The organism is Blautia sp. MSK20_18, from assembly GCF_020553125.1.
Classification (GTDB): Bacteria; Bacillota; Clostridia; order Lachnospirales; family Lachnospiraceae; genus Blautia_A; species Blautia_A fusiformis.
Genome location: NZ_JAJCGR010000023.1, coordinates 1 through 24,121 on the forward strand (window position 1 = coordinate 1; position 24,121 = coordinate 24,121).

General features: G+C 42.4%; 20 protein-coding genes and 1 pseudogene. 16 read left to right on the plus strand and 5 right to left on the minus strand.

What is annotated here, in order from left to right; translation table 11 throughout:
* Positions 1-213 precede the first annotated feature (213 nt).
* The 3 genes from aroD to LI091_RS12545 all read right to left on the minus strand — a co-directional run bounded on the left by aroD (position 214) and on the right by LI091_RS12545 (position 4,111).
* Positions 214-975, minus strand: coding sequence for a type I 3-dehydroquinate dehydratase (aroD, locus tag LI091_RS12535; protein ID WP_015527030.1), 762 nt, complete (start codon positions 973-975; stop codon positions 214-216).
* A gap of 37 nt (positions 976-1,012) precedes the next feature.
* Positions 1,013-1,891 carry a shikimate dehydrogenase gene (locus LI091_RS12540; RefSeq protein ID WP_161208694.1) on the minus strand — a complete coding sequence of 293 codons (879 nt, stop codon included), beginning with the start codon at positions 1,889-1,891 and terminating at the stop codon, positions 1,013-1,015.
* Positions 1,892-2,113: 222 nt separating this feature from the next.
* Positions 2,114-4,111 carry an oxidoreductase gene (locus tag LI091_RS12545; protein ID WP_265191205.1) on the minus strand — a complete coding sequence of 666 codons (1,998 nt, stop codon included), beginning with the start codon at positions 4,109-4,111 and terminating at the stop codon, positions 2,114-2,116.
* A gap of 386 nt (positions 4,112-4,497) precedes the next feature.
* On the opposite strand from LI091_RS12545, the gene LI091_RS12550 reads away from it, so the two are divergent.
* The 10 genes and pseudogenes from LI091_RS12550 (at position 4,498) to LI091_RS12595 (ending at position 12,704) form a co-directional block, all read left to right on the plus strand.
* Positions 4,498-5,001: an NUDIX hydrolase gene (locus LI091_RS12550; RefSeq protein ID WP_059086843.1), complete on the plus strand. Its 504-nt coding sequence runs from the start codon at positions 4,498-4,500 to the stop codon at positions 4,999-5,001.
* A 310-nt stretch (positions 5,002-5,311) separates the two neighbouring features.
* Positions 5,312-5,677: a BMC domain-containing protein gene (locus tag LI091_RS12555; protein WP_015527035.1), complete on the plus strand. Its 366-nt coding sequence runs from the start codon at positions 5,312-5,314 to the stop codon at positions 5,675-5,677.
* A gap of 11 nt (positions 5,678-5,688) precedes the next feature.
* Positions 5,689-6,120 (plus strand): BMC domain-containing protein, encoded by a 432-nt coding sequence (locus LI091_RS12560; RefSeq protein ID WP_265191207.1) that lies wholly within the window; start codon positions 5,689-5,691, stop codon positions 6,118-6,120.
* Between the two features lie 18 nt (positions 6,121-6,138).
* The gene (locus tag LI091_RS12565) at positions 6,139-6,669 is read left to right on the plus strand and encodes a EutP/PduV family microcompartment system protein (protein ID WP_021652307.1); all 531 of its coding nucleotides are present in this window, start codon (positions 6,139-6,141) and stop codon (positions 6,667-6,669) included.
* Between the two features lie 129 nt (positions 6,670-6,798).
* Complete coding sequence (locus tag LI091_RS12570) at positions 6,799-6,981, plus strand: hypothetical protein (protein WP_015527038.1); 183 nt, start codon at positions 6,799-6,801, stop codon at positions 6,979-6,981.
* Entirely contained in the window at positions 6,974-8,425 is a 1,452-nt protein-coding gene (locus LI091_RS12575) for an alanine/glycine:cation symporter family protein (protein ID WP_265191208.1), read from the plus strand. The genes LI091_RS12570 and LI091_RS12575 overlap by 8 nt, the downstream gene beginning before the upstream one ends.
* A 3-nt stretch (positions 8,426-8,428) precedes the next feature.
* On the plus strand, positions 8,429-10,039 hold the full coding sequence (locus LI091_RS12580) for an amidohydrolase (RefSeq protein WP_265191209.1): 1,611 nt from the start codon (positions 8,429-8,431) through the stop codon (positions 10,037-10,039).
* A 231-nt stretch (positions 10,040-10,270) separates the two neighbouring features.
* Positions 10,271-10,501 (plus strand): annotated as a pseudogene (locus LI091_RS12585) (DEAD/DEAH box helicase family protein); the annotation flags it as partial.
* Positions 10,502-10,982: 481 nt separating this feature from the next.
* Positions 10,983-11,393: an IS200/IS605 family transposase gene (tnpA, locus tag LI091_RS12590; protein WP_180211315.1), complete on the plus strand. Its 411-nt coding sequence runs from the start codon at positions 10,983-10,985 to the stop codon at positions 11,391-11,393.
* 54 nt (positions 11,394-11,447) lie between these two features.
* On the plus strand, positions 11,448-12,704 hold the full coding sequence (locus tag LI091_RS12595; RefSeq protein WP_227573684.1) for an RNA-guided endonuclease InsQ/TnpB family protein: 1,257 nt from the start codon (positions 11,448-11,450) through the stop codon (positions 12,702-12,704).
* A gap of 121 nt (positions 12,705-12,825) precedes the next feature.
* Here LI091_RS12595 and LI091_RS12600 read toward each other — a convergent pair whose 3' ends face one another.
* Positions 12,826-13,689 carry an AraC family transcriptional regulator gene (locus LI091_RS12600; RefSeq protein ID WP_044961974.1) on the minus strand — a complete coding sequence of 288 codons (864 nt, stop codon included), beginning with the start codon at positions 13,687-13,689 and terminating at the stop codon, positions 12,826-12,828.
* A gap of 201 nt (positions 13,690-13,890) precedes the next feature.
* Here LI091_RS12600 and LI091_RS12605 point away from each other — a divergent pair, with 201 nt between their 5' ends.
* The 6 genes from LI091_RS12605 (at position 13,891) to uvrB (ending at position 23,758) form a co-directional block, all read left to right on the plus strand.
* Positions 13,891-16,929: a glycoside hydrolase family 2 TIM barrel-domain containing protein gene (locus tag LI091_RS12605; RefSeq protein ID WP_265191210.1), complete on the plus strand. Its 3,039-nt coding sequence runs from the start codon at positions 13,891-13,893 to the stop codon at positions 16,927-16,929.
* 169 nt (positions 16,930-17,098) lie between these two features.
* Complete coding sequence (locus tag LI091_RS12610) at positions 17,099-18,496, plus strand: MFS transporter (RefSeq protein ID WP_118508484.1); 1,398 nt, start codon at positions 17,099-17,101, stop codon at positions 18,494-18,496.
* A gap of 351 nt (positions 18,497-18,847) precedes the next feature.
* Positions 18,848-19,648, plus strand: a complete 801-nt coding sequence (locus tag LI091_RS12615; protein WP_265191211.1) for a helix-turn-helix transcriptional regulator — start codon at positions 18,848-18,850, stop codon at positions 19,646-19,648.
* 161 nt (positions 19,649-19,809) lie between these two features.
* On the plus strand, positions 19,810-20,622 hold the full coding sequence (locus tag LI091_RS12620) for an HAD-IIA family hydrolase (RefSeq protein WP_021652318.1): 813 nt from the start codon (positions 19,810-19,812) through the stop codon (positions 20,620-20,622).
* Positions 20,623-20,654: 32 nt separating this feature from the next.
* A complete protein-coding gene (locus LI091_RS12625; RefSeq protein ID WP_256164088.1) occupies positions 20,655-21,203 on the plus strand; it encodes a hypothetical protein in 549 nt (182 codons plus the stop codon).
* Positions 21,204-21,769: 566 nt separating this feature from the next.
* Positions 21,770-23,758, plus strand: a complete 1,989-nt coding sequence (gene uvrB, locus LI091_RS12630; protein WP_265191212.1) for an excinuclease ABC subunit UvrB — start codon at positions 21,770-21,772, stop codon at positions 23,756-23,758.
* An 86-nt stretch (positions 23,759-23,844) separates the two neighbouring features.
* Here uvrB and LI091_RS12635 read toward each other — a convergent pair whose 3' ends face one another.
* On the minus strand, positions 23,845-24,114 hold the full coding sequence (locus tag LI091_RS12635; protein WP_021652320.1) for a hypothetical protein: 270 nt from the start codon (positions 24,112-24,114) through the stop codon (positions 23,845-23,847).
* Positions 24,115-24,121: the final 7 nt, after the last annotated feature.

Below are 24,121 nucleotides of genomic sequence, written 5' to 3' on the forward strand. Positions count from 1 at the left end.
CGGTATGCACGGTGGTGTGAGAGGACGGCGGTTAGTCACCGCCTCCTACTCGATCATGAGATTTGTTGTTTTTAATTATTATTTTAATAGATTTGCTATTATGGGATTAAAATTGCAAAAATTTGTTACATCAATTGGGTTTAAAAACTGGTTTATAATTCGCGTTCTGTTACAAAAATCTACCGTAGATCCTTTTTATGGGAGGTTACAGGATCATAGGCTTTTGTGGATAATGTCAAGAACCTGTGCAAGCTCGTTGACATTGATCTGTCCCGGTGCGGAAGCTTTGGTAGCTGCACCGAAGGTAAGGGCGGAACCGAAGGTTTCGCCAGCGAGACGGCTGACAACACCTGTACCTGCCATGGACATGGTAATGATCGGGCGGTCGGCGAACTGCTCGGACATTTCCAGCGTGGCACTTAAGAGTGTAAGCACGTCCTGTTTGTTTCTTGGCATAACAGCCATTTTCGGGATATCTGCGCCATAGTCCTGCATCATGCGAAGACGGCGCACGATCTCATCTTTCTCAGGAGTTGCGTCAAAATCATGGTTGGAAGCGATGACCTTTACGCCATAGCTGTGTGCTTCCTGGATCATGCTTTTTACGATCTCCTCACCTGTGAAGGCTTCTACATCAATGAGATCTACATAGCCGCTTTTTGCGACAGCCATGTTGAGTGCTTTGTAAGCTTCGTTGGAGATCGCTTTTTCTCCGCCTTCTTTTGCAGTACGGAAGGTGAAGAGAATCGGAGTGTCCTTTAAAACGGTCTGGAGATCTTTTGCCACATCCAGAACCTTGTCTGTGTCAAAAACGTCCTCAAACCAGTCAACACGCCATTCCACAACGTCTACGGGGATCCTTGCGAAGGTCCCTGCCTCAAGGAGGATATCATCCTTTGTCTGTCCCACGATCGGGACACAGATCTTCGGTCTTCCCTCTCCGAGTGTGATATTTCTTACCTGAACTGTTTTCATAATGGTCCTTTCTGATACGACAGGAACAGATAGCAGTTTAGTCGTCGTATCTGATGTTAAGAATCTCTTTCATATGTTCGATCGGCATCGGTTCGCCGGTCCACAGTTCAAATGCAGCGGAGCCCTGGAAAAGCATCATGCCAAGGCCGTTCATTGTCTTGCAGCCAACTTCCTTTGCCATAGAACGCATAGCAGTTTCAAGAGGGGAGTAAGGCACGTCAACAACGATAAGCTCCGGGCGGAAGTAAGACTTGTCCGGAACAACGGACTGACCTTCCAGTGGTTTCATTCCAACACCTGTCGCATTTACGAAAATATAACTGTCAGCCATTTCTTTTTTCAGCTGGTCAAGATCTGCCAGATCATAGAGAACAGCATGGCTTGAAGTTCTGGTGTTGATCTTTTCTACCGTAGATACTGCACGGCCCCAGAATTCATCTTTGCGGTTGAAGATCACGATCTCGCCTACACCGTCAAGTGCTGCCTGGATCTCGATAGCAGTTGCGGCACCACCTGCACCTACGATGGTCATTTTCTTTCCGATAGCGTCGATGTTATTGTCTTTCAGTGCTGCCATAAATCCGATACCGTCTGTGATATGGCCTGTAAGATGACCATGATCATTAACGATGGTGTTTACAGCGCCGCACATTTCTGCTGCCGGTGAAAGCTCGTCAAGGTACTGGCCTACCAGAGTTTTGTTCGGCATGGAAACGTTGGAACCTCTCATTTTCAGAGTACGGATTGCTTTTACAGCATCCTCGATCTCGTCTGCACCAACCTCAAATGCAAGATATGCATAATCATAGCCAAGCTTTGCAAAAGCTTCATTCTGCATGGCAGGAGAGCTGGAGTGGCGGATCGGATATGCCATAAGACCAATCAGTTCGGTATGTCCTGTGATTCTTTCTGACATGGTAATAACTCCTCTCATTGGTAAAATCTGGATGAAGATTTGTCTTTTTTAAACCTCCCACCACATAGATCTGAAGAAGTTGCGGACATTCTCCGGACGGCTGCGGGGGAGGAAGACGTGGAAAATCTATGTTACGGATCACCGAGTGAACTGTAACAGATCTATATACACTTTCCGGGAGAAGGATTGAAATGTTCCCAGAAAGGGTATAGCGGAAAAATATTAAAGGTATCCCTTCTGCTCAAGAACGGTAAGGACATTGCGTCCTTCCTGGGTACCGTCAATGATTCGTCTTGCTCTCTGGCTGTCGCCGATGTTTATGATCTCAACATCCTCAGAAGAAAATTCCTCTGTGAGGTTCTGGTAAAGCTGTCCCTGAGCTCTCATTCCGAGACATACGAAGCCGTACTCAAATGGAAGCTCATAAGGCTCACCGTCGCCCCTGACAAGGAAGGAAGAATCCTTAACCTCAAGGAGAGCAGTTTTTGTAAGCTGATGTACATTGTGTTTTTTCATCATGGTCTTTGTGTCATTTTTGCTTACCGGGTCAAGATCACGTCCGATCTGATCCATCATCTCAACGATAGAGATGTCTGCGTTTCTGTCAGCAAAGAATTCCACAACATCAAGACCTACAGCACCGCCGCCTACAACTACAACCTTTTTGCCTTCCAGATCCTTCGGAAAATCATTAATGTGGCTGATCATACCAAGAATAGAATAAATATTATGGTTCTCGTTGTCAATACGATCCTTCAGTCCTGCGATCGGAGGCAGAAGCGGAGCGGAGCCGGTGGAGCTTACGATGATATTCGGATGGAACTTGCGGATGTTTTCCGGTGTTCCTTCTGTGTTTTTGAAGATGTAAAGATTATCAAGCTGTTCTGCACGATGCATGAGATAGTGCGGGAAATCAGCAAGACGGTTCTTTGCAGGGATCTTTGAGATCAGAGATGCAAGTCCGCCAAGCTCATTGCTTTTTTCCAGAAGGAAGGTATTGCATCCAACCTCTGCGGTTGTACAGGCAGCTTCCAGTCCGGCAGTGCCACCGCCGATAACGACCACGTTGCAGTTTTTATTTACATGTTTTTTCTTATATACATCGCCCTCAAGAACCGATGGGTTTACAGTACAGCGGATCGGACGGTTTACACCGATACGGTTTCCGGCACAGCCAACGTTACAGGAGATACATTTGAGGAGGTCACACTCATGACCTGTGGCAACCTTGTTTACCCATGCAGGGTCTGCGATCAGACCACGGCCCATACCGATCAGGTCTGCATCACCGTCAGCCAGGATACGCTCAGCAACCTTCGGGTCACGGACATTACCCATGGAGATACATGGCTTGTTGAATTTTTCTCTTACGGCCTTTGCCATGTAGGAACGCCATCCGTCCGGGAGATAATTTGCATCGATCTGGTACTGGATGGAACCGTTAAGTCCGCAGGAAACATCGAAGATATCAACCTCTTCCTGAAGATAATCCAGGTATTCCAGAGTATCCTCCAGTGTATTTCCGCCTTCCATCAGCTCATCCGCACTGAGACGGAGCATGATCGGGAAGAAAGGTCCTACCTGTTTCCTTACCTCATCGATGACCATACGGCAGAAACGGGTACGGTTCTCAACAGATCCGCCGAACTCATCGGTACGCTTGTTTGTGATCGGGGAGAGGAACTGACTGATCAGATAGGAGTGTCCTGCATGGATCTCTACCGCGTCAAAGCCAGCTGTCTGTGCACGTTTTGCAGCCTCACCGTATTTTTTTACGATGTGAAGGATCTCGTCTTTGGAAAGAGGACGCGGGATCTCGCCGCCTTCTTTGGATGGAACGTCAGATGCGGAAACCGGCTGCATGTTGATCCTGGAAGAAACAGCGGAAGCTCCGGCATGGTTGATCTGGATCGCAATCTTTGTTCCGTATCTATGAATATTTTCACAGAATTTGAAAAGACGTGGCAGATAGTTGTCATGATCGATGCGCAGCTGTGTGGTTCCGTTGGAGCCCTGCGGGGAATCGATGCTTGCGTTCTCTACGATGATGAGACCTGTGCCACCCTTTGCACGCTGCTCATAATAATTGATATGAAGAAAACTCATTTCGCCGTTCTGTTCACCGTAGTTGGTGCCCATCGGCATCATAACAATACGGTTCTTGATAGTCATATTTTTAACGGTTAATGGGGAAAAAATATGCGGATAATCATTCTTCATCTGAAAAAAACCTCCCTGGTTATTTTAAATAGAATCGTTTGTTTGTGTTAATTATATAACAGAATAATCTATAAAACTAATTCATAATACGAGCGATATAATAAAAATAATCTATAGATTTTTGCATATCATCTTTCAGGCTGCAGGTACTTGCATGTTTATAATGTGAAAAAAACAGATGTAGAAGGGTAACTGGTTACTGAGAACGGAGTGAACGGTAACGCTAACTGGAAAATGGTATCGGATCCAGGGGTTTACATATATGATTTTAACGTGTTATCATAACAAATAAAAAAGATACAGAAAACGGAGAAACGGGCAGGCTGAAACGGATCAAATGTAAGACTGTATTTCCGCGTTCTGTAAAAAGACAGGAGATAGATAAAATGGAATTCTGGGATATTTACGATGCAGATAAGAAACCGACAGGACGAACTATGAAGCGCAATGACTGGTGTTTAAAGGATGGAGAGTATCATCTGACAGTTTTGGGCGTGGTAGCAAGACCGGACAAGACCTTTCTTATTACCAAACGTGTGATGACAAAGGCCTGGGCTCCGGGCTGGTGGGAGGTTTCCGGCGGTGCAGCCCAGGCAGGAGAGGCTTCCCGTGATGCAGTACTCCGTGAGGTGAAAGAGGAGACCGGACTGGACGCCAGTGAGGCAGAGGGCGGATACCTTTTTACATATAAAAGAGAGAATCCTGGGGAAGGAGATAATTACTTTGTGGATGTGTACCGTTTTGTCATGGATGTGGAGGATAAGGATCTGAAGCTTCAGATGGAAGAGACAGACGGATATATGTTTGCAACCCTGGAGCAGATCCGGGCGTTTGCCGCAGAGGGAAAATTCCTACATTATGACAGTATTAAGAAGGTGTTTGAGTTTTGAGCAGATTCCTGACTGGTTTTCCGCGAGGATTTGAAAATAAATGTTGTTTTTTGTGGATTTCTATTTTTAAAAACGTTGTTTTTTGACTTGTTTTCGAAGAATTGTCTTGACATTAAAATTGGTAAATAGTAAAATTAAATCAGATGAACTGCCAGACTGTTTTTTGACCATGAGCAGGTAGCAGAGCGGATTTCAAAGATCTGCCTGACTTTAGGAAGCTGTAAGCCGGATGAATGAAATCCGGCTTATAAAATTATCCAATATTATCAGATCGAGAATAATATAAAATTTTGAAAGCGAGGAATCATCAATGGCGGATGAACATAGAGATCAGATCAGAATCGTACAGGAAACCGTAGCCGGTAAGGAGATCACATTTGCCCATATCATGGGTGGTCCGGCACCAATCATATATCAGAAGCTTGGACTGAATCCGCAGGTGGACTATGGATCATCTGCAATTGGTATCATGAACATGACACCTTCCGAGTCTGCTGTGATCGCATCCGATATTGCTGTGAAGAGCGGTAATGTGTATCTTGGATTTGCAGACCGTTTTACAGGAACACTGATCATAACAGGAGAGATTTCCGATGTGCAGACTGCAATGGAGGAGATCGTGGATTATTTCCGTGATACTCTGGGATATGTAGTATGCAATATCACCAAGAGATAAGGAAGTGTACCATGGAAGAACGGATAACAAAGGAAGAACTGCTGGAGAGGCTGTTTCATGATGATTATGAGAACCTTAAGGGAAGAAGACTTCGGCTGACCCGGGTGAGAGTACCTGGAAAGGAGCTTTCCTTTGCACATGTTTTTACACCAAATGACAGATCGATATATGAGAATCTTGCGTTACATATCGGTGTTCATGAAGGTGAAGATCACAGAGGAGATGCCATCGGCATAGTCCGTGTCACACCCTGGGAGGCAATCGTGGTTGCGGCAGATGTTGCAGTGAAGGCAGCTCATGTGGAAGTAGGATTTATGGATCGTTTCTGTGGGACGCTGATCCTGACAGGCGGTTTTACGGAAGTGATGACAGCTGTGGAGGAAGTGGTACGATTTTTCCATGAGACATTGAAATTCGATGTTTGTAAGATCCACAGAAGCTGAGGCAGGACGGGATAAAAAATGAAAAAAATTTTTCTGATGGGTCGAAGTGAAGCCGGCAAAACATCCCTGACACAGGCGCTTAAAGGGGAAGAGCTTCATTATCATAAGACTCAGTATACCAATACAAATGAAGATACTATTGATTCACCGGGAGAATATGCGGAATCCAAGCATTTCAGCGTAGGACTGGCCTGCTTTTCCTTTGAGGCGGATGTGATCGCCATTGTACAGGCAGCCAATGAGCCCTTTAACCTGTTTAGTGACGGCAGCAGGAATTTTCTACTACGGCCGCTGATCGGGATCATCACCAAGGTGGATTCTCCCCATGCCAACATTCCCATGGTCAGACAGTGGATGGAGAACATGGGTTGTGAACGGATCTTCATGGTAAATAACAAGACCAGGGAAGGCATCAGTGAGCTGATGGATTATCTGCAGGATGATCTCCCGAAGCTTACGCTTGAACAGGCGAAATTCAAGCAGAGCCTTGGCCTTAACGAATGGGATTCCATGCCGGAAGGGGTGGAGTATCCGGAATCCATACGGTAAAATAGTAATATTCACGAAAAATGAATAAAAATACAAAATTCAAACAGAAAAAGTAGAAATTCCTCCGGAACTGTGATATACTGTCATTGTTTGGAAGATTCGTGGGCTGAAATGTAAGATCCCCAGAGCATGAAGGATAAAGAGGATAGAAACGGGGCTCGCAGATATATGGCAGAAGAGCTGTATGTCGGGAACACCGGGTATCCGTATCTGCCTTCATGTTCCGGGGATTTTTTATATTCTATACACAGATTTTCCGAATGGATGCAAAAGACAAAAAATAAGAAGGACAGGAGAGGAAAAGATGTTTGAATTATTTGAAAATCTGACCAACTGGCTCTGGGGACTGCCGTTGCTGATCACGATCCTCGCTACAGGCGTATATCTGACAGTACGTTCCGGTTTCTTCCAGTTCCGCCATTTTGGTTGCATTGTGAAAAACATGTTCAGTAAAGAACGTCGCCAGGAAGGCGGAGATGACGGAAAGAGCCTGACACCGTTCCAGGCTATTTCCATTGCGATCGGAGGTACTGTTGGTGTATCCAATATGTCCGGTGTTGCAACGGCTATTGCAACAGGAGGACCTGGGGCATTATTTTGGCTCTGGATCGCAGCGCTTCTTGCCATGGTCATCAAGATGGCAGAGGTAACACTTGCTGTATACTACAGAGAGAAACAGCCAAACGGTGAGTACCAAGGAGGCCCGACCTACTACATGCAGAAGGGTCTTGGCGGAGAGAAAAAGCTTCCCTTCTGGAAACTTTTTGCAGTACTGTTCGGCGGCTGTATTTTCATGACATGGTTCATTACTTTGCAGAATTATACAGTATCAGAGGCTGTCGGAAGTACCTTCCACCTGCCGTACATCGTACCGTCACTTTTGTATGTGGCAGCGATCTATCTGATCATCATCGGCGGTGTAAAGAAAGTCGGCGTGATCTCTTCCTATATGACACCGATCATGTGCATGCTTTACATTGTAGGCTCTCTCGCAATACTGGTAGTGAATTTTGACAAGCTGCCGGAAACCTTTGGACTGATCTTCAAGGGTGCATTTACAACACAGGCGGCAGTCGGCGGATTTATGGGAGCCGGTGTTGCAACAGCAATGCGTCTTGGCTTTGCCCGTTCCGTATACAGCAACGAGGCAGGCTGGGGAACATCTCCTATGATCCATGCTTCTGCAAAGACAGACCATCCTGTAAAACAGGGACTGATGGGAGCATTTGAGGTATTTGCAGACACCATCGTAGTCTGCTCCATGACAGGTCTTGTTGTTATCATCACCGGCTACTGGAATTCAGGACTTCAGGGATCAGAGCTGACACTGACAGCATTTGAGTCTGGAATGGGCTCCATTGCGAGAGCACTGATCGCAATCAGTATTTTTCTTTTTGGATTAACAACATCAACCGGATGGTTCACCTACTACAGCGTGATCCTGAAGCACTGGCTGAAAAATAATCAGAAGGTTCTGAAGATCGCAGAGAAGGTTTTTATCCTTGGAACACCATTATGGGGTCTTCTGGTCACAGTGCTTACTCTTTACGGAAACGGAACACCGGCGCAGCTGTGGGTAATTGCAGACTTTACAACCGTATTCCCTACATTTGTAAATGTTGCCACATTATTTATCTTAAGTGGTACTTTCTTTAAACTGCTGAAGGATTACAAGGCGCGTTACATGGGAATCGGAAAGGTAGACAAGGATATGGCACTTTTCTACGAGGATAAAAAAGAAAAAGAGGAAAAATAAACAGTGGATACAATTTTTTTTAACGGATGTATAAGAACACTGGATGACAGTGAAAAAGTGGCAGAGGCTGTGGGAATCGAAAATGGTCGGATCGTTTTTGTGGGAACTGATAAAGAAGCAGAAGCTTTTTCCTGCAAAAAGCGGATCGACCTAAAGGGAAGGCTGATGCTGCCCGGTTTTGTGGATACACATATGCATATGCTGCATTATGCATTTGTGGAAAGATCTGTAAAACTGTTTGACTGCACAAGTGTTGAGGAAATGCTTGCCGCAGCAAAAAAAAGACTGGAGGAGAGCAAAGGTCAGAAGCTGACCTGGCTCTACTGCAGAGGCTGGAATGAGGAGCATTTTGATAAGCCACGCTATCCGCACAAGGATGAGCTGGATGCGCTCTCAACGGAAATCCCCATCATTATGGTGCGTGTCTGCGGGCATGTGGCTGTGTGCAACAGCTGCGGTCTGGAGCTTCTGAAAAAAATCCCGGAGTTCCCGGAGATTGAGAAGGAGGTTGACCTGGATACCGGACTTCTGAAGGAGAATGCAGTACAGTTTTATTCTTCCGTATTGGAAGCACCATCCCAGGAAGAAGTGGAAGACTACATCAAATACAGTGCGAAGAAGCTGAATGAATGTGGATTTACAGGTGTACAGTCCGATGATCTTGCCTCACTTCCGGGGAAAAACTGGCGTCGGATCATGGCCTCCTATAAGGCACTGGATGCCAGAGGAGAGCTGAGTATCCGCCATTATGAGCAGTGCCTTTTTGAGCGGGCGGAGGATGCGAAGGCTTTTATTGAGGAAGGATATCGTACCGGACAGAGGGGGGATCACTTTACTGTCGGACCGATGAAGCTGATTCAGGATGGTTCCCTTGGTGCAAGAACAGCGGCCATGAATGAGCCTTACGAGGATTCGCCGGGAAATACCGGGATCATCACATTCAGTCAGGAGGAGCTTGACGATCTGTTTGCTTTTTTTGACCGGCATCAGATGCAGGCAGCGGTACACTGTATTGGCGATCGTGCCATGGATATGGTCATTGAGGCAGCTGCGAAATCTCCTTACCGGAAGGATAATAAAAAGGGCAGACATGGTATCGTACATTGCCAGATCACCAATCCGCGTATTTTGCAGGGGATGAAAGACCAGGATCTTCTGGCATATATCCAGCCGGTATTTATCGATCTGGATATGAACACAGTGGAACCTGCCATCGGCGCACACCGTATGGATAAGGTGTATGCATGGAAGAGCATGCTGGATATGGGAATCCATACGTCCGGCGGTTCGGATGCTCCTGTGGTAAGCTTTGATGCCATGGAGAATATTTATTTTGCAGTCACCCGCAAAAATATCAGCGGTCAGCCACAGGAAGGCTGGATCCCATCCGAAAAAATGTCTGTAGATGAGGCGGTGAAGCTTTTTACAAAAAACGCAGCTTACGCTTCCTATACAGAAGACGAGAACGGAACCATCGAAGTGGAAAAAAATGCAGACTTCGTAGTTCTGGAGAAAGATATTTATAAGATTGATCCGGATGAGATCAAGGCCACGAAAGTGGATATGACAGTTCTTGGCGGTGAGATCGTTTATGAGAGAAAAGTAGAAGAATGACGGCAGTATAAAAAGAAAAAAGTGAGAGGCAGAGTCTGAGTGGAGCAGGCTCTGCCTTTTTTGTGTGGTGCGGTAAAAAGTATAGAACAAATATTCGGTTGTCCTATACTTTTTTTACGCTGAATGATATACTGTAAAAGCAACAATAATAAAGATAAAAGCACTCTCTTTACATATAGTAACAGGCAGTATTTACATATCCACAAATTTCAGAACAACAAGGAGAACCGTATGGATCATTTCAAATTACACTCCGAATACCAACCCACAGGAGACCAGCCTCAGGTTATCGAAAAACTGGTCAAGGGTTTTAAGGAAGGCAACCAGTTCGAGACTTTGCTGGGTGTGACAGGCTCCGGTAAGACCTTCACCATGGCGAATGTCATTGCCCAGTTAAACAAGCCAACTTTGGTACTTGCGCACAATAAAACACTTGCGGCTCAGTTATATGGTGAGTTTAAGTAATTCTTCCCTGAGAACGCAGTGGAATACTTTGTCTCTTAGCAGGGAATATTATGGAAGATCAGCAACGACTATTGAAAACAAATGCAAGATAGAGTATGGAACAGAGCACTGATTTATGGAGAAAAAGGGTTAAGCTCGTTGCCAATACAGGATATTGCAGGGGAGCATATAGATACAGATAATGAGTACATGTATTACTATTCGGTTGAATTTATAAAATAGCACTAATAAAAAGAAGAGGATGTCACGTAATCTGATTTGATTCGTTGGCATCCTTTTTTGGCATTTAGGACAATAAGCGGGAATCCTCGGCAATTCAATTACCGAGATGAAAGCGCAAGATTGTGCATATCTGCACATTGAAATAATATAATAATCTCCCAATCCCTTGATATTAATGCCGTAACCGGCATATAATCATTCGAAAATATGTTCGATTTTTGCTGCGCATTTTTATTCGTTATGTTATACTATATGTATGAAAGAAAATCTAATACATTACAGGACTTGTGTGTGTAATATTAATTACCATATGGTGTGGTCGGTGAAATACCGGCGGAAGATATTAAACCCAGAAATTGAGGAATACCTAAAGGAACTGGTGCAGCAGATCGCTGAGGATAAAGGTTTTACCGTTCATTTATTTGAATGTGGTGAAGGTGATCATGTCCACTGTTTTGTATCAGCTCCACCAAAGCTGTCCATAACAGCGATCGTCAAGTATCTGAAGGGGATCACCGGTAGAAAACTGTTCGAACGTTTTCAGGAAATAAGAGACCAGCTATGGAAGGGAGAGCTGTGGAACCATTCCTATTATGTGGAAACGATCGGATCTGTATCTGAGGAGAATATCCGCCGTTATATTGAGCATCAGAGCAAGTCGTATTAAACCAAGGTGGAGTGTAGATTTCTATCTGCATAGCTGTCCAAAGGGGGAAGAGGAATGCTGCTGTCACACAGAACATCTGTAAAGATCCGGCCGGAATATTCCAATATCATAGGGCATATGTGTTATGCAGCTTCCAAACTCTGGAATGTCTGCAACTACGAACGTCATCATTATAAAGAGCTGGGACTGGAAAAGTATCCTGACTGGTATTATCAGAAAAAAGCGCATAAAGGAGATCTGTGGTACAGACAGCTTCCGTCACAGATAGCACAGGAGATCTGCAAACAGCTGGACAAAGCATGGAGATCTTTTTATGTCCTGAAAAAGACCGGAGGGGTCAAAGATCCAAATCCGCCCCGTTTTAAACAGGACAATATCCCGGTCACATACATGCAGATGGGGATCCGGCATGAGAAAGGTTCAGATCGGTTGCGGCTGTCTCTGCCAAAGGATCTGAAAAGCTATATGGAAGAAACCTACGGGATCCATGAAAGATTTCTATATCTTGAAAATAAGATTTTCAGGGACATGGATCATATAAAACAATTGCGGATCTATCCGCCGGAAAACGGAAAATGTGACCTTATCGTTATCTATGAGATCGAAGGGACAGAGCAGCTTTCCCAGAATGGACATTATTTATCTATTGATCCTGGACTTCATAATCTGATGACCTGTTATGATTCCGGAAACGGTCGGACTTTTATCCTTGGAAGGAGATATCTTTCATTGGAAAGATACTTTCATAAAGAGATCGCCAGAGTGCAGTCTGTCTGGTATGCGCAGCAATCGGAAAGAGGGATAAAATATCCAAGATCATCGAAACATATCCAGAGACTTTACAGAAAAAAGCAGAATACAGTGAAGGATTATCTTCATAAAGTGACCAGATGGATTGCAGAATACTGCAGAAAAGAAGATATCCGCTGTGTGGTTGTGGGAGATATCCGAAATATCCGTAAAGAGAAGGATATGGGGCATAAGGTCAACCAGAAGTTTCACGGACTGCCATATAACAAGCTGTATATCATGCTGGGATATAAGCTGAAACTGTATGGGATCCAATTGATAAAACAGGAGGAAAGCTATACCAGCCAGTGCAGTCCGTTATCACCGGAAGTATCAAAAAGATATGCAGAAGCAACAAACCGAAAAGAACGGGGCATGTATATAACTGAAGGAGTAAGCTACAATGCAGATGCAGTAGGCGCATTTAATATCCTGCGGAAATATCTTTCCGCATCCGGAAAAGAGAAGACACTGTCCGTAACCGGACTAAAAAATCCAGAAATAATAAAAGTAGCTGTATAGCCGAAAGGCAAGCAGTATTGGTGTCATGGACGTACCCTGAAAAAAGGCGGTATCCCGCCAGATTTCAGATGCTCTGGTAACTAAGTTGCCGAGTAGTTCACTTTTTATGACATTATAGATTTCATAACCTATTTCTTATTTTTCGGTATTCTCTCGGCGAATATCCTTTCAACTTGTGAAAAAGCCGACTGAAATAAAGCTGGTTATCATATCCGACAATCTTAGAAATCTCATGGATGGAATAAGTTGTTGTTTCAAGTAACATCTGAGCATTGTTGATGCGGATTCCCACAATGAATTGCATTGGTGTAGAACCGGTATATTTTTTGAAATTTCGGATAAACCAGCTGACACTCATGCCTCGTGAGGCAGCATAATCATCAATATTGATATTTTGATTGTAGTTTTCACTGAAAAAGGTAACAGCATTATCCATCTCATGATCAAGGTATTCATTTTTTAATATGTGCTCTCTTGTCAGTTCCCGGTGGAAACTGATCAGAAGATGACGTAGCAAAAGGACAAGCATTTCCTCATAATTGTCTTGACAGCGTTGCAGCTCGATAATGATACGTTTGAAAATTTGTTCATATTCATTAGATGTACCCACTTGAAAGACACGTTCTTTATCCGGAAACCCATATTGACGTAAGATATTTTTTACATTGCTTCCTGTGAAGTGAATCCAGTATACTTCTGTCTTATCTTCTCCGTAATATTCATATTTTTGGAGTTCTTTCGGTCTGTACAGTACAATGTTGCCGGCTGGAACAATCGTTTCATTATTTACATTATCAAAATGAAAATGCCCACAACCAGCAGTGATATATATAATCTGATAATCCAGACGACCCTTTGGACGGTAGGTCGGAAGTTTGGGATGTCTGGAAAGACGGTAAGTACCACAGCTACCTACAATCAGCGGACGACTTTTGTCTTTGAAATCCATATGTGAGTGGTTCAAATAACCGGTGTTCAAATACATAGGACAGCACCTCTTTTCGTACTTTTTATCATTGTATCATTTAGTGCATATTTTGTCTAATCCAATTCATAGACATATTTTGCGAATTAGGATAAGCTATATATATAGCATAACTAAGGAACGTAAACAAAAAGTAAAGTATAAGGTTTTCTTTAGGAAAACAAAGAACAAAAAAGTATATGTATTGGAGGAGAGCTATTTATGATCGTACCACGTTATTATGAAAATCTAAGCGTACTGCACGAAAACACAATGCCAGCCAGAGCCTATTATATTCCGGCATCCAGAAGAATGGATAACTTGGTGGAACACAGAGAAGAGTCAGATCGTATGCAGTTATTGAATGGAACTTGGAAATTCCAGTATTTTAACAGCATCTATGACATTCAGGATTCTTTCTTTGAGAAGAATTATGATACAGAAAATTTTGATGAGATTCAGGTTCCAAGTGTATGGCAGATGGCTGGATATGATACACACCAGTATACAAACATCCGGTATCCATTTCCGTTTGATCCACCATATGTGCCACAGGACATTCCGTGTGGAGTCTATGTACATACTTTTGAGTACAGTAGAGATGAGAAAGCGCCAAAATCTTTTTTGAACTTTGAAGGAGTAGACAGTTGCTTTTACGTATGGATCAATGGCTCTTACATAGGATACAGCCAGGTTTCGCATATGACCAGTGAGTTTGATGTTACCGATGTACTTCAGGATGGAACGAATACGGTGGCAGTGTTGGTAATGAAGTGGTGTGATGGTTCCTATTTGGAAGATCAGGACAAATTCCGTATGAGTGGTATTTTCCGGGATGTGTACATTTTGAAACGCCCAAAACAGGCAATCAGTGATTATCATATTAAAACAAGAATTGAGGATATGCTTGCGAAAGTAGAAATTGAAATGAAATTCTACTCTCCGTTAAATGTAAAAATTTCGATTGAAGATAGAAACGGAGCAGTTGTAGCACTAGGAAGTATTGCTGAAGAAGGAACAGCTGTATTAGAAATCGCAAGTCCGGAACTTTGGAATACAGAAAATCCATATCTATATAAACTGATTCTTGAGACAGAGAATGAAGTAATTGTAGATCACATTGCATTAAGAAAGATAGAGATTAAAGACCAGGTTATTTATTTAAATGGACAGAAGATTAAATTCCGTGGTGTCAATCGACATGATTCTGATCCGGTTACTGGATTTACAATCAATCCGGAACAGATTACAACCGATCTTACGTTAATGAAGCAGCATAATTTTAATGCGATCCGTTCCAGCCACTATCCGAACGCACCATTTTTCTATGAAATGTGTGACAAGTATGGATTCATGGTAATAGATGAAGCAGATATTGAAGCTCATGGTCCATTTATGATCTATAGAAAAGAAGACACTGATTACAATCGGTTTAAACGATGGAATGAGAAGATTGCAGATGATCCGGTATGGGAAGAGGCAATCGTTGATCGCGTAAAACTCATGGTGGAACGTGACAAAAACCGTTTCTGTATTGTTATGTGGTCAATGGGAAATGAGAGTGCTTATGGCTGCAACTTTGAAAAAGCACTGGAATGGACAAAGAATTTTGATCCAGAACGTATCACACAATATGAGAGTGCAAGATACCGTAATTATGATGAAACATATGATTACAGCAATCTGGATGTGTACAGCCGGATGTACCCAGCGCTTTCCGAAATTCAGGAATATCTGGATAAAGATGGAAGCAAACCCTTCCTTTTGGTAGAGTACTGTCACAGCATGGGAAACGGACCTGGAGATTTTGAAGATTACTTCCAGATGATTCAGGATAATGATAAAATGTGCGGCGGCTTTGTCTGGGAATGGTGTGACCATGCGATTGCTCATGGAACTGCTGAGAATGGAAAGACTATATATGCTTATGGGGGCGACCATGGCGAAGAAATTCATGATGGCAACTTCTGTATGGATGGATTAGTATATCCGGACAGAACGGTACATACAGGACTTTTGGAATACAAGAATGTTTATCGCCCGGCAAGAGTTATTTCCTATAACAAAGAAAGCGGAGAACTGGTGCTTCATAACTACATGGATTTTGATGACTTGAAAGATTATGTGAAGATTAGTTATGAGCTGACACAGGATGGTCTTGTGATCAGCAAAGGCATACTTCCGGAGTTTTCTGTGGCACCACATGGGGAAGGAAAAACAAACCTGAAGATCAATGTTCCAGAGAATGGGAAATGTTATTTAAAACTTATTTACCATCTGAAAAAAGAATTGCCACTGTTGGATAAAGACCATATTCTTGGATTTGATGAAATTGAGGTAAGTAAAGAGGATACAAAATGTAAACTTGCAGAGAAATGGATACCAAAAACAGTAGTGGACTCTGAATTACAGGTAAATGAAAATGATACACAGATTCATATCAAGGGGCGTGAATTTGCTTATACCATAGACAAACGTACTGCACTCTTTACAGAGATGAAATTCGCAGGGCGGGAATACTTGAACCATCCGATGGAATTAAATATTTGGAGAGCTCCAACAGATAACGATATGTACATCAAGTCTGAATGGAAGAAAGCCCACTATGATAAGGCTTACACAAGAGCCTATACGACAGAGGTTGTGCAGGGAAAACATGGTGTGAAGATTACAAGCCATGCTTCCGTTGTGGCAGAGACAGTACAGAAGATTCTTGATGTGACGATTACATGGAAAATAGAAGCTGCTGGAAAGATTGATGCAGATATTGCAGTAACAAAAGACGATGAATTCCCGGATCTTCCGAGATTTGGTGTGAGGATGTTCCTGGATAAAAAACTTTCAGCTGCACGATACTTTGGAATGGGACCACAGGAAAGCTATTGTGACAAACATCAGGCTGCGAGCCACGGTTTGTATCAGGCAAATGTAGATGATTTGCATGAGGATTATATTCGCCCACAGGAAAATGGAAGCCATTATGATTGTGAATATGTAGAGCTTAACAACAGCCGATATGGAATTGTGGCATCCGCAGAAAAGGCATTTTCATTCAATGCTTCTTATTATACGCAGGAAGAACTTGAGAAGAAAACGCATAATTATGAACTGACAGAATCAGATAGTGTAGTATTTTGCGTTGACTACGCATTAAATGGCATTGGTTCTAATAGTTGTGGTCCAGTTGTATTGGATCAGTACCGATTTGATGATGTATTATTCCGGTTTCAGTTTACACTGATACCGTATGTAAAGGGATAATAAAGTTTCATGTAACCCGTAAACAAGGAAAGAGAGTCTGATTGTTATGTAAAGTCCGGATATACAGAGCAATCAGACAAAAACAGAGAAAAAACTAGAATTAGACATCATACTCTGTTAGACATCTTGAAATTCTAAGTGCGATGAAGATGAGGAGCAAAGAAATTCGATGGAAGAAAAAAAGTATTTGAAATGGTATAACAAAATTGGATATGGATCAGGTGATATTGCAGGTAATGTAGTCTATGCCTTCCTGACATCTTTCATGATGGTCTATCTGACGGACTCAGTAGGACTTGCTGCAGGTGTCGTAGGTACCCTGATTGCCGTATCAAAACTATTTGATGGTTTTACGGATATATTTTTTGGATCAATGATTGACAAAACACACAGTAAAATGGGAAAAGCGAAACCCTGGATGCTATATGGATATATTGGTTGTGCCATTACGCTGGTCTGCTGTTTTGCAATACCAGTCAGCTTGGGAACAACGGCTAAATATGCATGGTTCTTTATCTCTTATACACTGTTAAATGGTGTGTTTTATACAGCAAACAATATTGCTTATTCAGCACTTACGTCACTGATTACAAAGAACAGCAAAGAGCGTGTACAGATGGGATCTTACCGTTTTATTTTTGCATTTTCAACAAGTCTTCTGATTCAGGCGATTACAGTTGGATTTGTAGATAAATGTGGTGGAGATGCTGCGGCATGGAGAACGGTTGCTATTATCTATGCAATCATTGGTCTGGTCGTAAATACGATTTCAGCACTTTCTGTTAAGGAACTTCCGGAGGAAGAACTTAATGAAGGAGAAGTAAAGAATGATAATGAAAAGTATGGAATGGTACAGGCATTCAAGCTTCTTGTCAAAAACAAATATTACATGATGATTTGTGGAACATATATTTTACAGCAGTTATATGGTGCCATGATTGGAGCTGGCATTTATTACATGACATGGGTACTGAAAAATAAGAATTTGTTTGGACAATTTGCATGGGCAGTAAATATTCCACTGATCATTGCCCTGATTTTCACACCAACCTTAGTTGGTAAGTGGAAAGGTATGTATAAACTGAACTTAAGAGGTTATGTCTTAGCAGTCATCGGTAGAGCACTTGTTGTTGTTGCAGGATATATGGGCAGTGTTCCGCTGATGATGGCATTTACAGCTCTTGCAGCCTTAGGTCAGGGACCATGGCAGGGAGATATGAATGCAGTTATCGCATCCTGCTCTGAGTACACTTATCTTACACAGGGAAAGAGAATTGACGGAACGATGTACTCTTGTACTTCTCTTGGCGTAAAAATCGGTGGAGGTATTGGAACCGCTGTTGTTGGATGGCTGCTTGAGTTCAGTGGATATATCGGAACAAATGCAACTCAGCCGCAGTCTGCACTTGATATGATGCAGTTTATGTATCTTTGGCTTCCGTTAATCTTTGATGTATTGATTATGTTTGTACTTTCAAGAATGAATGTAGAAGATGCAAATAAAAAACTGAAAGCAGAAAAAGAAATTGCTGCAGATGAAGTAACAGATGCATCAGACATAAATTAGAATTGACAGGAGAAAGCGTTGTCTGGTCATTGCTCGATGAGACAGTGCTTTTTTCTATATATAAAGTGATTGAACTGTATTTTGAAAATAAAAAAGGACCACTTCATTTTTGTGAAATGGCCTTAAGAAAATATTCAGTTTTCACAAAATAGTCCTTTTAGTATTTATACATGGTAAGGATGCTCAAAATATTCAGTGTAGAATACTAAAAGGTCATTCAGATATTTTTTTAGGTTGCTCATTTGCAATTCCTCCTTTCCTTATTTACAAGTTGATTATAAGATAGGTGTAAAAGGATTGCTTGCCAAATCGAAAGAAGATATAGACAAATGTTGCAAAGGGGAGTATTTCATGCAGTTAAAATATGTCGACACAAAAGAGGAGATCATAGCAATAAATAGGAAGTCAAAACATATTGAACCACATCTTCATAATGCACTGGAGATCGTTTGTGTAACAAGTGGAGCATTAGAACTTGGTGTCGGACAGGAACTATACCATATGGAAAAAGGAGATATAGGCTTTGCATTTCCAGATGTTATTCATCACTATCAGGTACTGACACCCGGTGTAAATAAAGCGACTTATCTGATTGCATCGCCATTTACGATAGTCAAATTTGCAGATATCATGCAATCCATGGCTCCTGAATACCCAATCATCAAAGCGGAAAAGGTTGAACCGGAGGTATATAGGGTTATAAATGCAATTTTAGAGACAGAACAGTCGGATATTACTGTTGCACAGGCATATCTTCAAATTGTGTTGGCACGCTGCATAGGAAAATTAAATTTGGTAGAAAAGAGCAGTGTGGGGAGCAACGATCTTATTTACCAGACAGTTTCCTATATATCAGCAAATTTCAAGAAGAAGTTTTCGTTGGAAGAGATGGCAAAAGACCTGGGCGTGAGTAAATATGTTTTATCCAGACTCTTTTCCAAGACATTCCATAGAAACTTTAATCAATATCTTAACGATGCAAGGCTGAACTATGCATGCCATCGTTTGGAAAATACGAGTGATTCTATTACAAATATTTGTCTAGATAGTGGATTTGAAAGTCAGAGAACGTTTAACCGAGTATTTAAAGAAAGATATAAAATATCACCAAGTGATTATCGAAGTACTTGTGTGAAAGAGATGTTGTCATAAAAGGTTCTGTTGATCGAAATATTTACTTTGATTTTACAGTGCTATGTATTTGATTTCATGTGTGGATGATATAATATAAAAATATTTGTAGAAAATAGCGCTTTATTTTATTATGAAAAGAGTAAGGTGTATTCTAAAGAAACAAGAAAGGCAGGGCGCATATGAACATGATAAAATCCATAATCGATTTTAATGAAAAAAAAGGATTCATCTGTGATATGGATGGTGTGATCTATCATGGCAATCAGATATTGCCAGGTGTTCCAGAATTCATCCAGTGGTTGCATGATGAAAAGAAAGAATATTTGTTTTTGACAAATAATAGTGGATATACACCACGAGAATTAAATCAGAAATTGGCTAGGATGGGACTTGATGTGCCAGAAGAACATTTTTATACCAGTGCATTGGCAACAGCCGCATTTTTAAAAGAACAGGCGGCAGGCTGTTCGGCATTTGTGATAGGAGAAGCCGGCCTGTTAAATGCACTTTATGATGTAGGTATCACAATGAATGATGTAAATCCGGATTATGTTGTTGTGGGAGAGGGACGCTCCTATTCATTGGATACATTAACAAAAGCAACGAATTTAGTTCTGAAAGGTGCAAAGCTGATCGGAGCAAACTCAGATGTTTCCGGACCGATTGAGAACGGCATTGCTCCTGCTTGTCGTGCATTGATTGCACCTATAGAAATGGCAACAGGTACACAGGCATATTTCTGTGGGAAACCGAATCCACTGATGATGAGAACAGGATTGAATATGCTTGGATGTCATTCAGCAGAAGCTGTAATGGTTGGGGATCGTATGGATACAGATGTGATTTCAGGAATGGAAAGTGGTATGTCTACTGTATTGGTTCTCTCTGGATGTTCAACGAAGGATACACTCAAAACTTATGCTTATCTTCCGACAATGGTATTGAATGGAGTGGGAGATATCGCCAGTATGGCAAAAGCAAAAGAGGAATAGTGTGATTAGGCAAATACCAGGAGGTAAAGTATATGATGAAACTTGATAATTTTGTAGGAATGATGACAGGACATTTTGATAATAAGGATCAATTTAATAAGATGCAGGCAGAAGGGAAAACATATCCATATGCGGAACATGTAAATACAATCTGTAATGACAAAATAAATAACCTTCCTGAAGATTTCAAAGGAAAATTTGTTGTTGAAGAGAGTTATTATGAAATTAATGGAAAACGTCATGCATCTCCACATCTTTTCCTTATCACGGAAATAGAACAGGGAATTTTACTTTCTTCTTATGAAATTCCAAAAGGAGAAGATAAAAATACATTTTCATATGATTCTATGAAGAATGTTGATTACTCTAAACTAGAAAAATCTGAAAAATTTAATCCGGCACTTTATCATGAAAAGAACGGAATCTGGGAGGGAGGCAGCACAAGCCAGTTCTCTCCGGTAATGACATTCAAACTTTGGGAAAAGTTTTCCAACAATTTTCTGGAAGTATCGGAAAGCATGGAAGTTAATGGAAAGAGAACTTTTGGATATGATGAACCAATAATTTATAAGCGTGTATAATCAAAGGTCTGCATATTGGGATGAACTTCAGTTTGTAGAGGACTCGATGAATTTGCGTAATATTGGGCGTTACATGAATGTTAATTTAAGGAAATAATATGGTAAGCAAAAGCGGGATAACTTTTCAAAGTCGCTGTTTCTTTGCGTTTACGCAAACTTATCATATTGAGTGAAGTATCGAAAGTGATTGAAATAGACTTAATCCTGGAGGAATATTTCAACGCAGCATGATAAAAAATAGAATAGTAGTGATAGAAAAAAGTACAAATAAGAATCGAACATTTGTACTTTTTTCTTGCGTTAATCTATATACTTTCAAAAATTTATTTGATATAATAGGGACTGTTACAAGAACAAACAGTAAAAATATGACAGGACCGGAGGTTAGTATTTTCAGGTATTTCCGAGTGCTGTTTTATCCGCAAATATTAGTTTTGTGACTTTTATTCGTAACGAGGTGAGAAACACATCTATTCACTATAAAAATGAGCTTTTCGTTACGAATCTGGGTACGAATTTTTAGCTGATAATGATCATAGTAAAAGTCACAAATGGAGGGATTTACCATGAATGAGTTCAAATTAAAAGCCCCATACAAGCCAACCGGCGATCAGCCCCAGGCCATCGAGAAATTGGTCGAGGGATTTAAAGAAGGCAACCAGTTTGAGACTTTGCTTGGTGTCACCGGCTCCGGTAAGACCTTCACCATGGCGAATGTCATTGCCCAGTTAAACAAGCCAACTCTGGTACTTGCCCATAATAAAACACTGGCGGCACAGCTTTACGGCGAGATGAAAGAATTCTTCCCGGAAAACGCAGTAGAATATTTTGTCTCCTACTACGACTACTACCAGCCTGAGGCCTACGTTCCTTCCACAGACACCTACATCGCCAAGGATGCATCCACCAACGACGAGATCGATAAACTCCGTCTCTCCGCCACAGCGGCTTTATGTGAGCGGAAAGACGTGATCGTGGTTTCATCCGTATCCTGTATTTACGGCCTGGGTGCGCCCCAGGAATTTTTTGATATGATGATCTCGCTTCGTCCGGGGATGGAGAAGGATCGTGACGAGGTTATCAAACAGCTGATCGATATCCAGTATACAAGAAATGAGATGGATTTTCATAGAGGAACTTTTCGGGTGCGTGGCGATGTGCTGGAAATCTTTCCAGCTAACTCTACAGACCGGGCAGTGCGTGTGGAATTTTTTGGCGATGAGATCGAGCGGATCACAGATATCGATGTGCTTACCGGTGAGATCAAAAGTGTGGAAAGCCATGCGGCGATTTTCCCTGCATCTCATTACGTTGTGCCTCAGGAGCAGATCCGTCGTGCAGCAGATGCCATTTTGGAAGAGATGAAGCAGCAGGTGGAATACTTTAAAAGTGAGGATAAGCTGATCGAGGCTCAGCGAATTGCGGAGCGTACCAACTTTGATGTGGAAATGATGAAGGAAACAGGATTCTGTTCCGGAATCGAGAATTATTCCAGACATCTGACCGGGCTTGCACCGGGGCAGCCGCCGTATACACTGATGGATTACTTCGGAGATGATTTTTTACTTATTATAGATGAGTCCCATAAGACAGTTCCCCAGGTTGGCGGTATGTATGCCGGTGATCAGAGCCGTAAACAGACACTGGTGGATTACGGCTTCCGACTTCCATCTGCCAAGGATAACCGTCCATTGAGCTTTGATGAATTCGAGAACAAGCTTGACCAGGTAATGTTTGTATCTGCGACACCGGGAGAATATGAATATGACCATGAGTTTCTCCGCGCAGAGCAGATCATCCGTCCTACAGGGCTTCTTGATCCGAAGGTGGAGGTGCGTCCGATCGAAGGACAGATCGATGATCTTGTAGCAGAAGTAAATAAGGAAATTGAAAAGAAAAATAAAGTCCTGATCACGACCCTGACCAAACGTATGGCAGAGGACCTTACCGATTATATGAAGGATCTGGGAATCCGTGTCCGATACCTCCATTCAGATATTGACACTCTGGAGCGTGCAGAGATCATCCGCGATATGCGACTGGATGTGTTTGATGTGCTGGTTGGAATTAACCTTCTGCGAGAAGGTCTGGATATTCCGGAGATTACACTGGTAGCGATCTTGGATGCAGATAAGGAAGGCTTCCTTCGTTCGGAAACATCCCTGGTACAGACTATCGGCCGTGCTGCCCGGAACAGCGAAGGCCATGTGATCATGTATGCGGATAACATGACAGAATCCATGGAAAAAGCAATCTCGGAGACAGAAAGAAGGAGAGCGATACAGGAGGCTTACAACAGGGAGCATGGCATCACTCCAACCACGATCAAGAAGGCGGTCCGTGATCTGATCGCTGTTTCGAAGAAGGTGGCAGAGACAGAAGTGAAGCTTAAAAAGGATCCGGAATCCATGAACCGAAAAGAACTGACGAAGGTAATCGCTCAGGTAGAGAAGCAGATGCGTGCTGCGGCAGCAGACCTGAATTTCGAGCAGGCTGCTGAGCTGAGAGACAAGATGCTCGAATTAAAAAAGAATTTGGAAGAACTAACGGAATAGGCTGCAAAGCAGCTGACAGTACAACACCCCTGGCTGTAATAGCCAGGGGTGTTGTCGGGTATGCTCGATCTGTTTTTGGGAAAAGCTTATTTTGTAGTTGAAAAGCCCAGGGAGCGCAGGGTGATGCCGGAGCCCTTGAGAAGATCAGTCCAATATGGAACAGCCATATCCAGAGTGTCGTTGGCAAGCTCGGAAGCATCTTTTTGTGTCAGGATCTGCCTTAGCCTGGAAGAACTGATCCTGGGAGCGGCCTCTGTAACACAGACTGTGCCAGGCAGAATTGCCGATTCTGCCGGAAGCATGGCCAGTACAAAGACTGTTATCAGAGATATCAGGATTTTTTTCCATTTTTTCATAGCGATC

Bases quoted from the DNA above. Each gene is read 5' to 3' on its own strand.
- aroD (WP_015527030.1), bottom strand. From the start codon at position 975: ATGAAAACAGTTCAGGTAAGAAATATCACACTCGGAGAGGGAAGACCG.
- LI091_RS12540 (WP_161208694.1), bottom strand. From the start codon at position 1,891: ATGTCAGAAAGAATCACAGGACATACCGAACTGATTGGTCTTATGGCA.
- LI091_RS12545 (WP_265191205.1), bottom strand. From the start codon at position 4,111: ATGAAGAATGATTATCCGCATATTTTTTCCCCATTAACCGTTAAAAAT.
- LI091_RS12550 (WP_059086843.1), top strand. From the start codon at position 4,498: ATGGAATTCTGGGATATTTACGATGCAGATAAGAAACCGACAGGACGA.
- LI091_RS12555 (WP_015527035.1), top strand. From the start codon at position 5,312: ATGGCGGATGAACATAGAGATCAGATCAGAATCGTACAGGAAACCGTA.
- LI091_RS12560 (WP_265191207.1), top strand. From the start codon at position 5,689: ATGGAAGAACGGATAACAAAGGAAGAACTGCTGGAGAGGCTGTTTCAT.
- LI091_RS12565 (WP_021652307.1), top strand. From the start codon at position 6,139: ATGAAAAAAATTTTTCTGATGGGTCGAAGTGAAGCCGGCAAAACATCC.
- LI091_RS12570 (WP_015527038.1), top strand. From the start codon at position 6,799: ATGAAGGATAAAGAGGATAGAAACGGGGCTCGCAGATATATGGCAGAA.
- LI091_RS12575 (WP_265191208.1), top strand. From the start codon at position 6,974: ATGTTTGAATTATTTGAAAATCTGACCAACTGGCTCTGGGGACTGCCG.
- tnpA (WP_180211315.1), top strand. From the start codon at position 10,983: ATGAAAGAAAATCTAATACATTACAGGACTTGTGTGTGTAATATTAAT.
- LI091_RS12595 (WP_227573684.1), top strand. From the start codon at position 11,448: ATGCTGCTGTCACACAGAACATCTGTAAAGATCCGGCCGGAATATTCC.
- LI091_RS12600 (WP_044961974.1), bottom strand. From the start codon at position 13,689: ATGTATTTGAACACCGGTTATTTGAACCACTCACATATGGATTTCAAA.
- LI091_RS12605 (WP_265191210.1), top strand. From the start codon at position 13,891: ATGATCGTACCACGTTATTATGAAAATCTAAGCGTACTGCACGAAAAC.
- LI091_RS12610 (WP_118508484.1), top strand. From the start codon at position 17,099: ATGGAAGAAAAAAAGTATTTGAAATGGTATAACAAAATTGGATATGGA.
- LI091_RS12615 (WP_265191211.1), top strand. From the start codon at position 18,848: ATGCAGTTAAAATATGTCGACACAAAAGAGGAGATCATAGCAATAAAT.
- LI091_RS12620 (WP_021652318.1), top strand. From the start codon at position 19,810: ATGAACATGATAAAATCCATAATCGATTTTAATGAAAAAAAAGGATTC.
- LI091_RS12625 (WP_256164088.1), top strand. From the start codon at position 20,655: ATGATGAAACTTGATAATTTTGTAGGAATGATGACAGGACATTTTGAT.
- uvrB (WP_265191212.1), top strand. From the start codon at position 21,770: ATGAATGAGTTCAAATTAAAAGCCCCATACAAGCCAACCGGCGATCAG.
- LI091_RS12635 (WP_021652320.1), bottom strand. From the start codon at position 24,114: ATGAAAAAATGGAAAAAAATCCTGATATCTCTGATAACAGTCTTTGTA.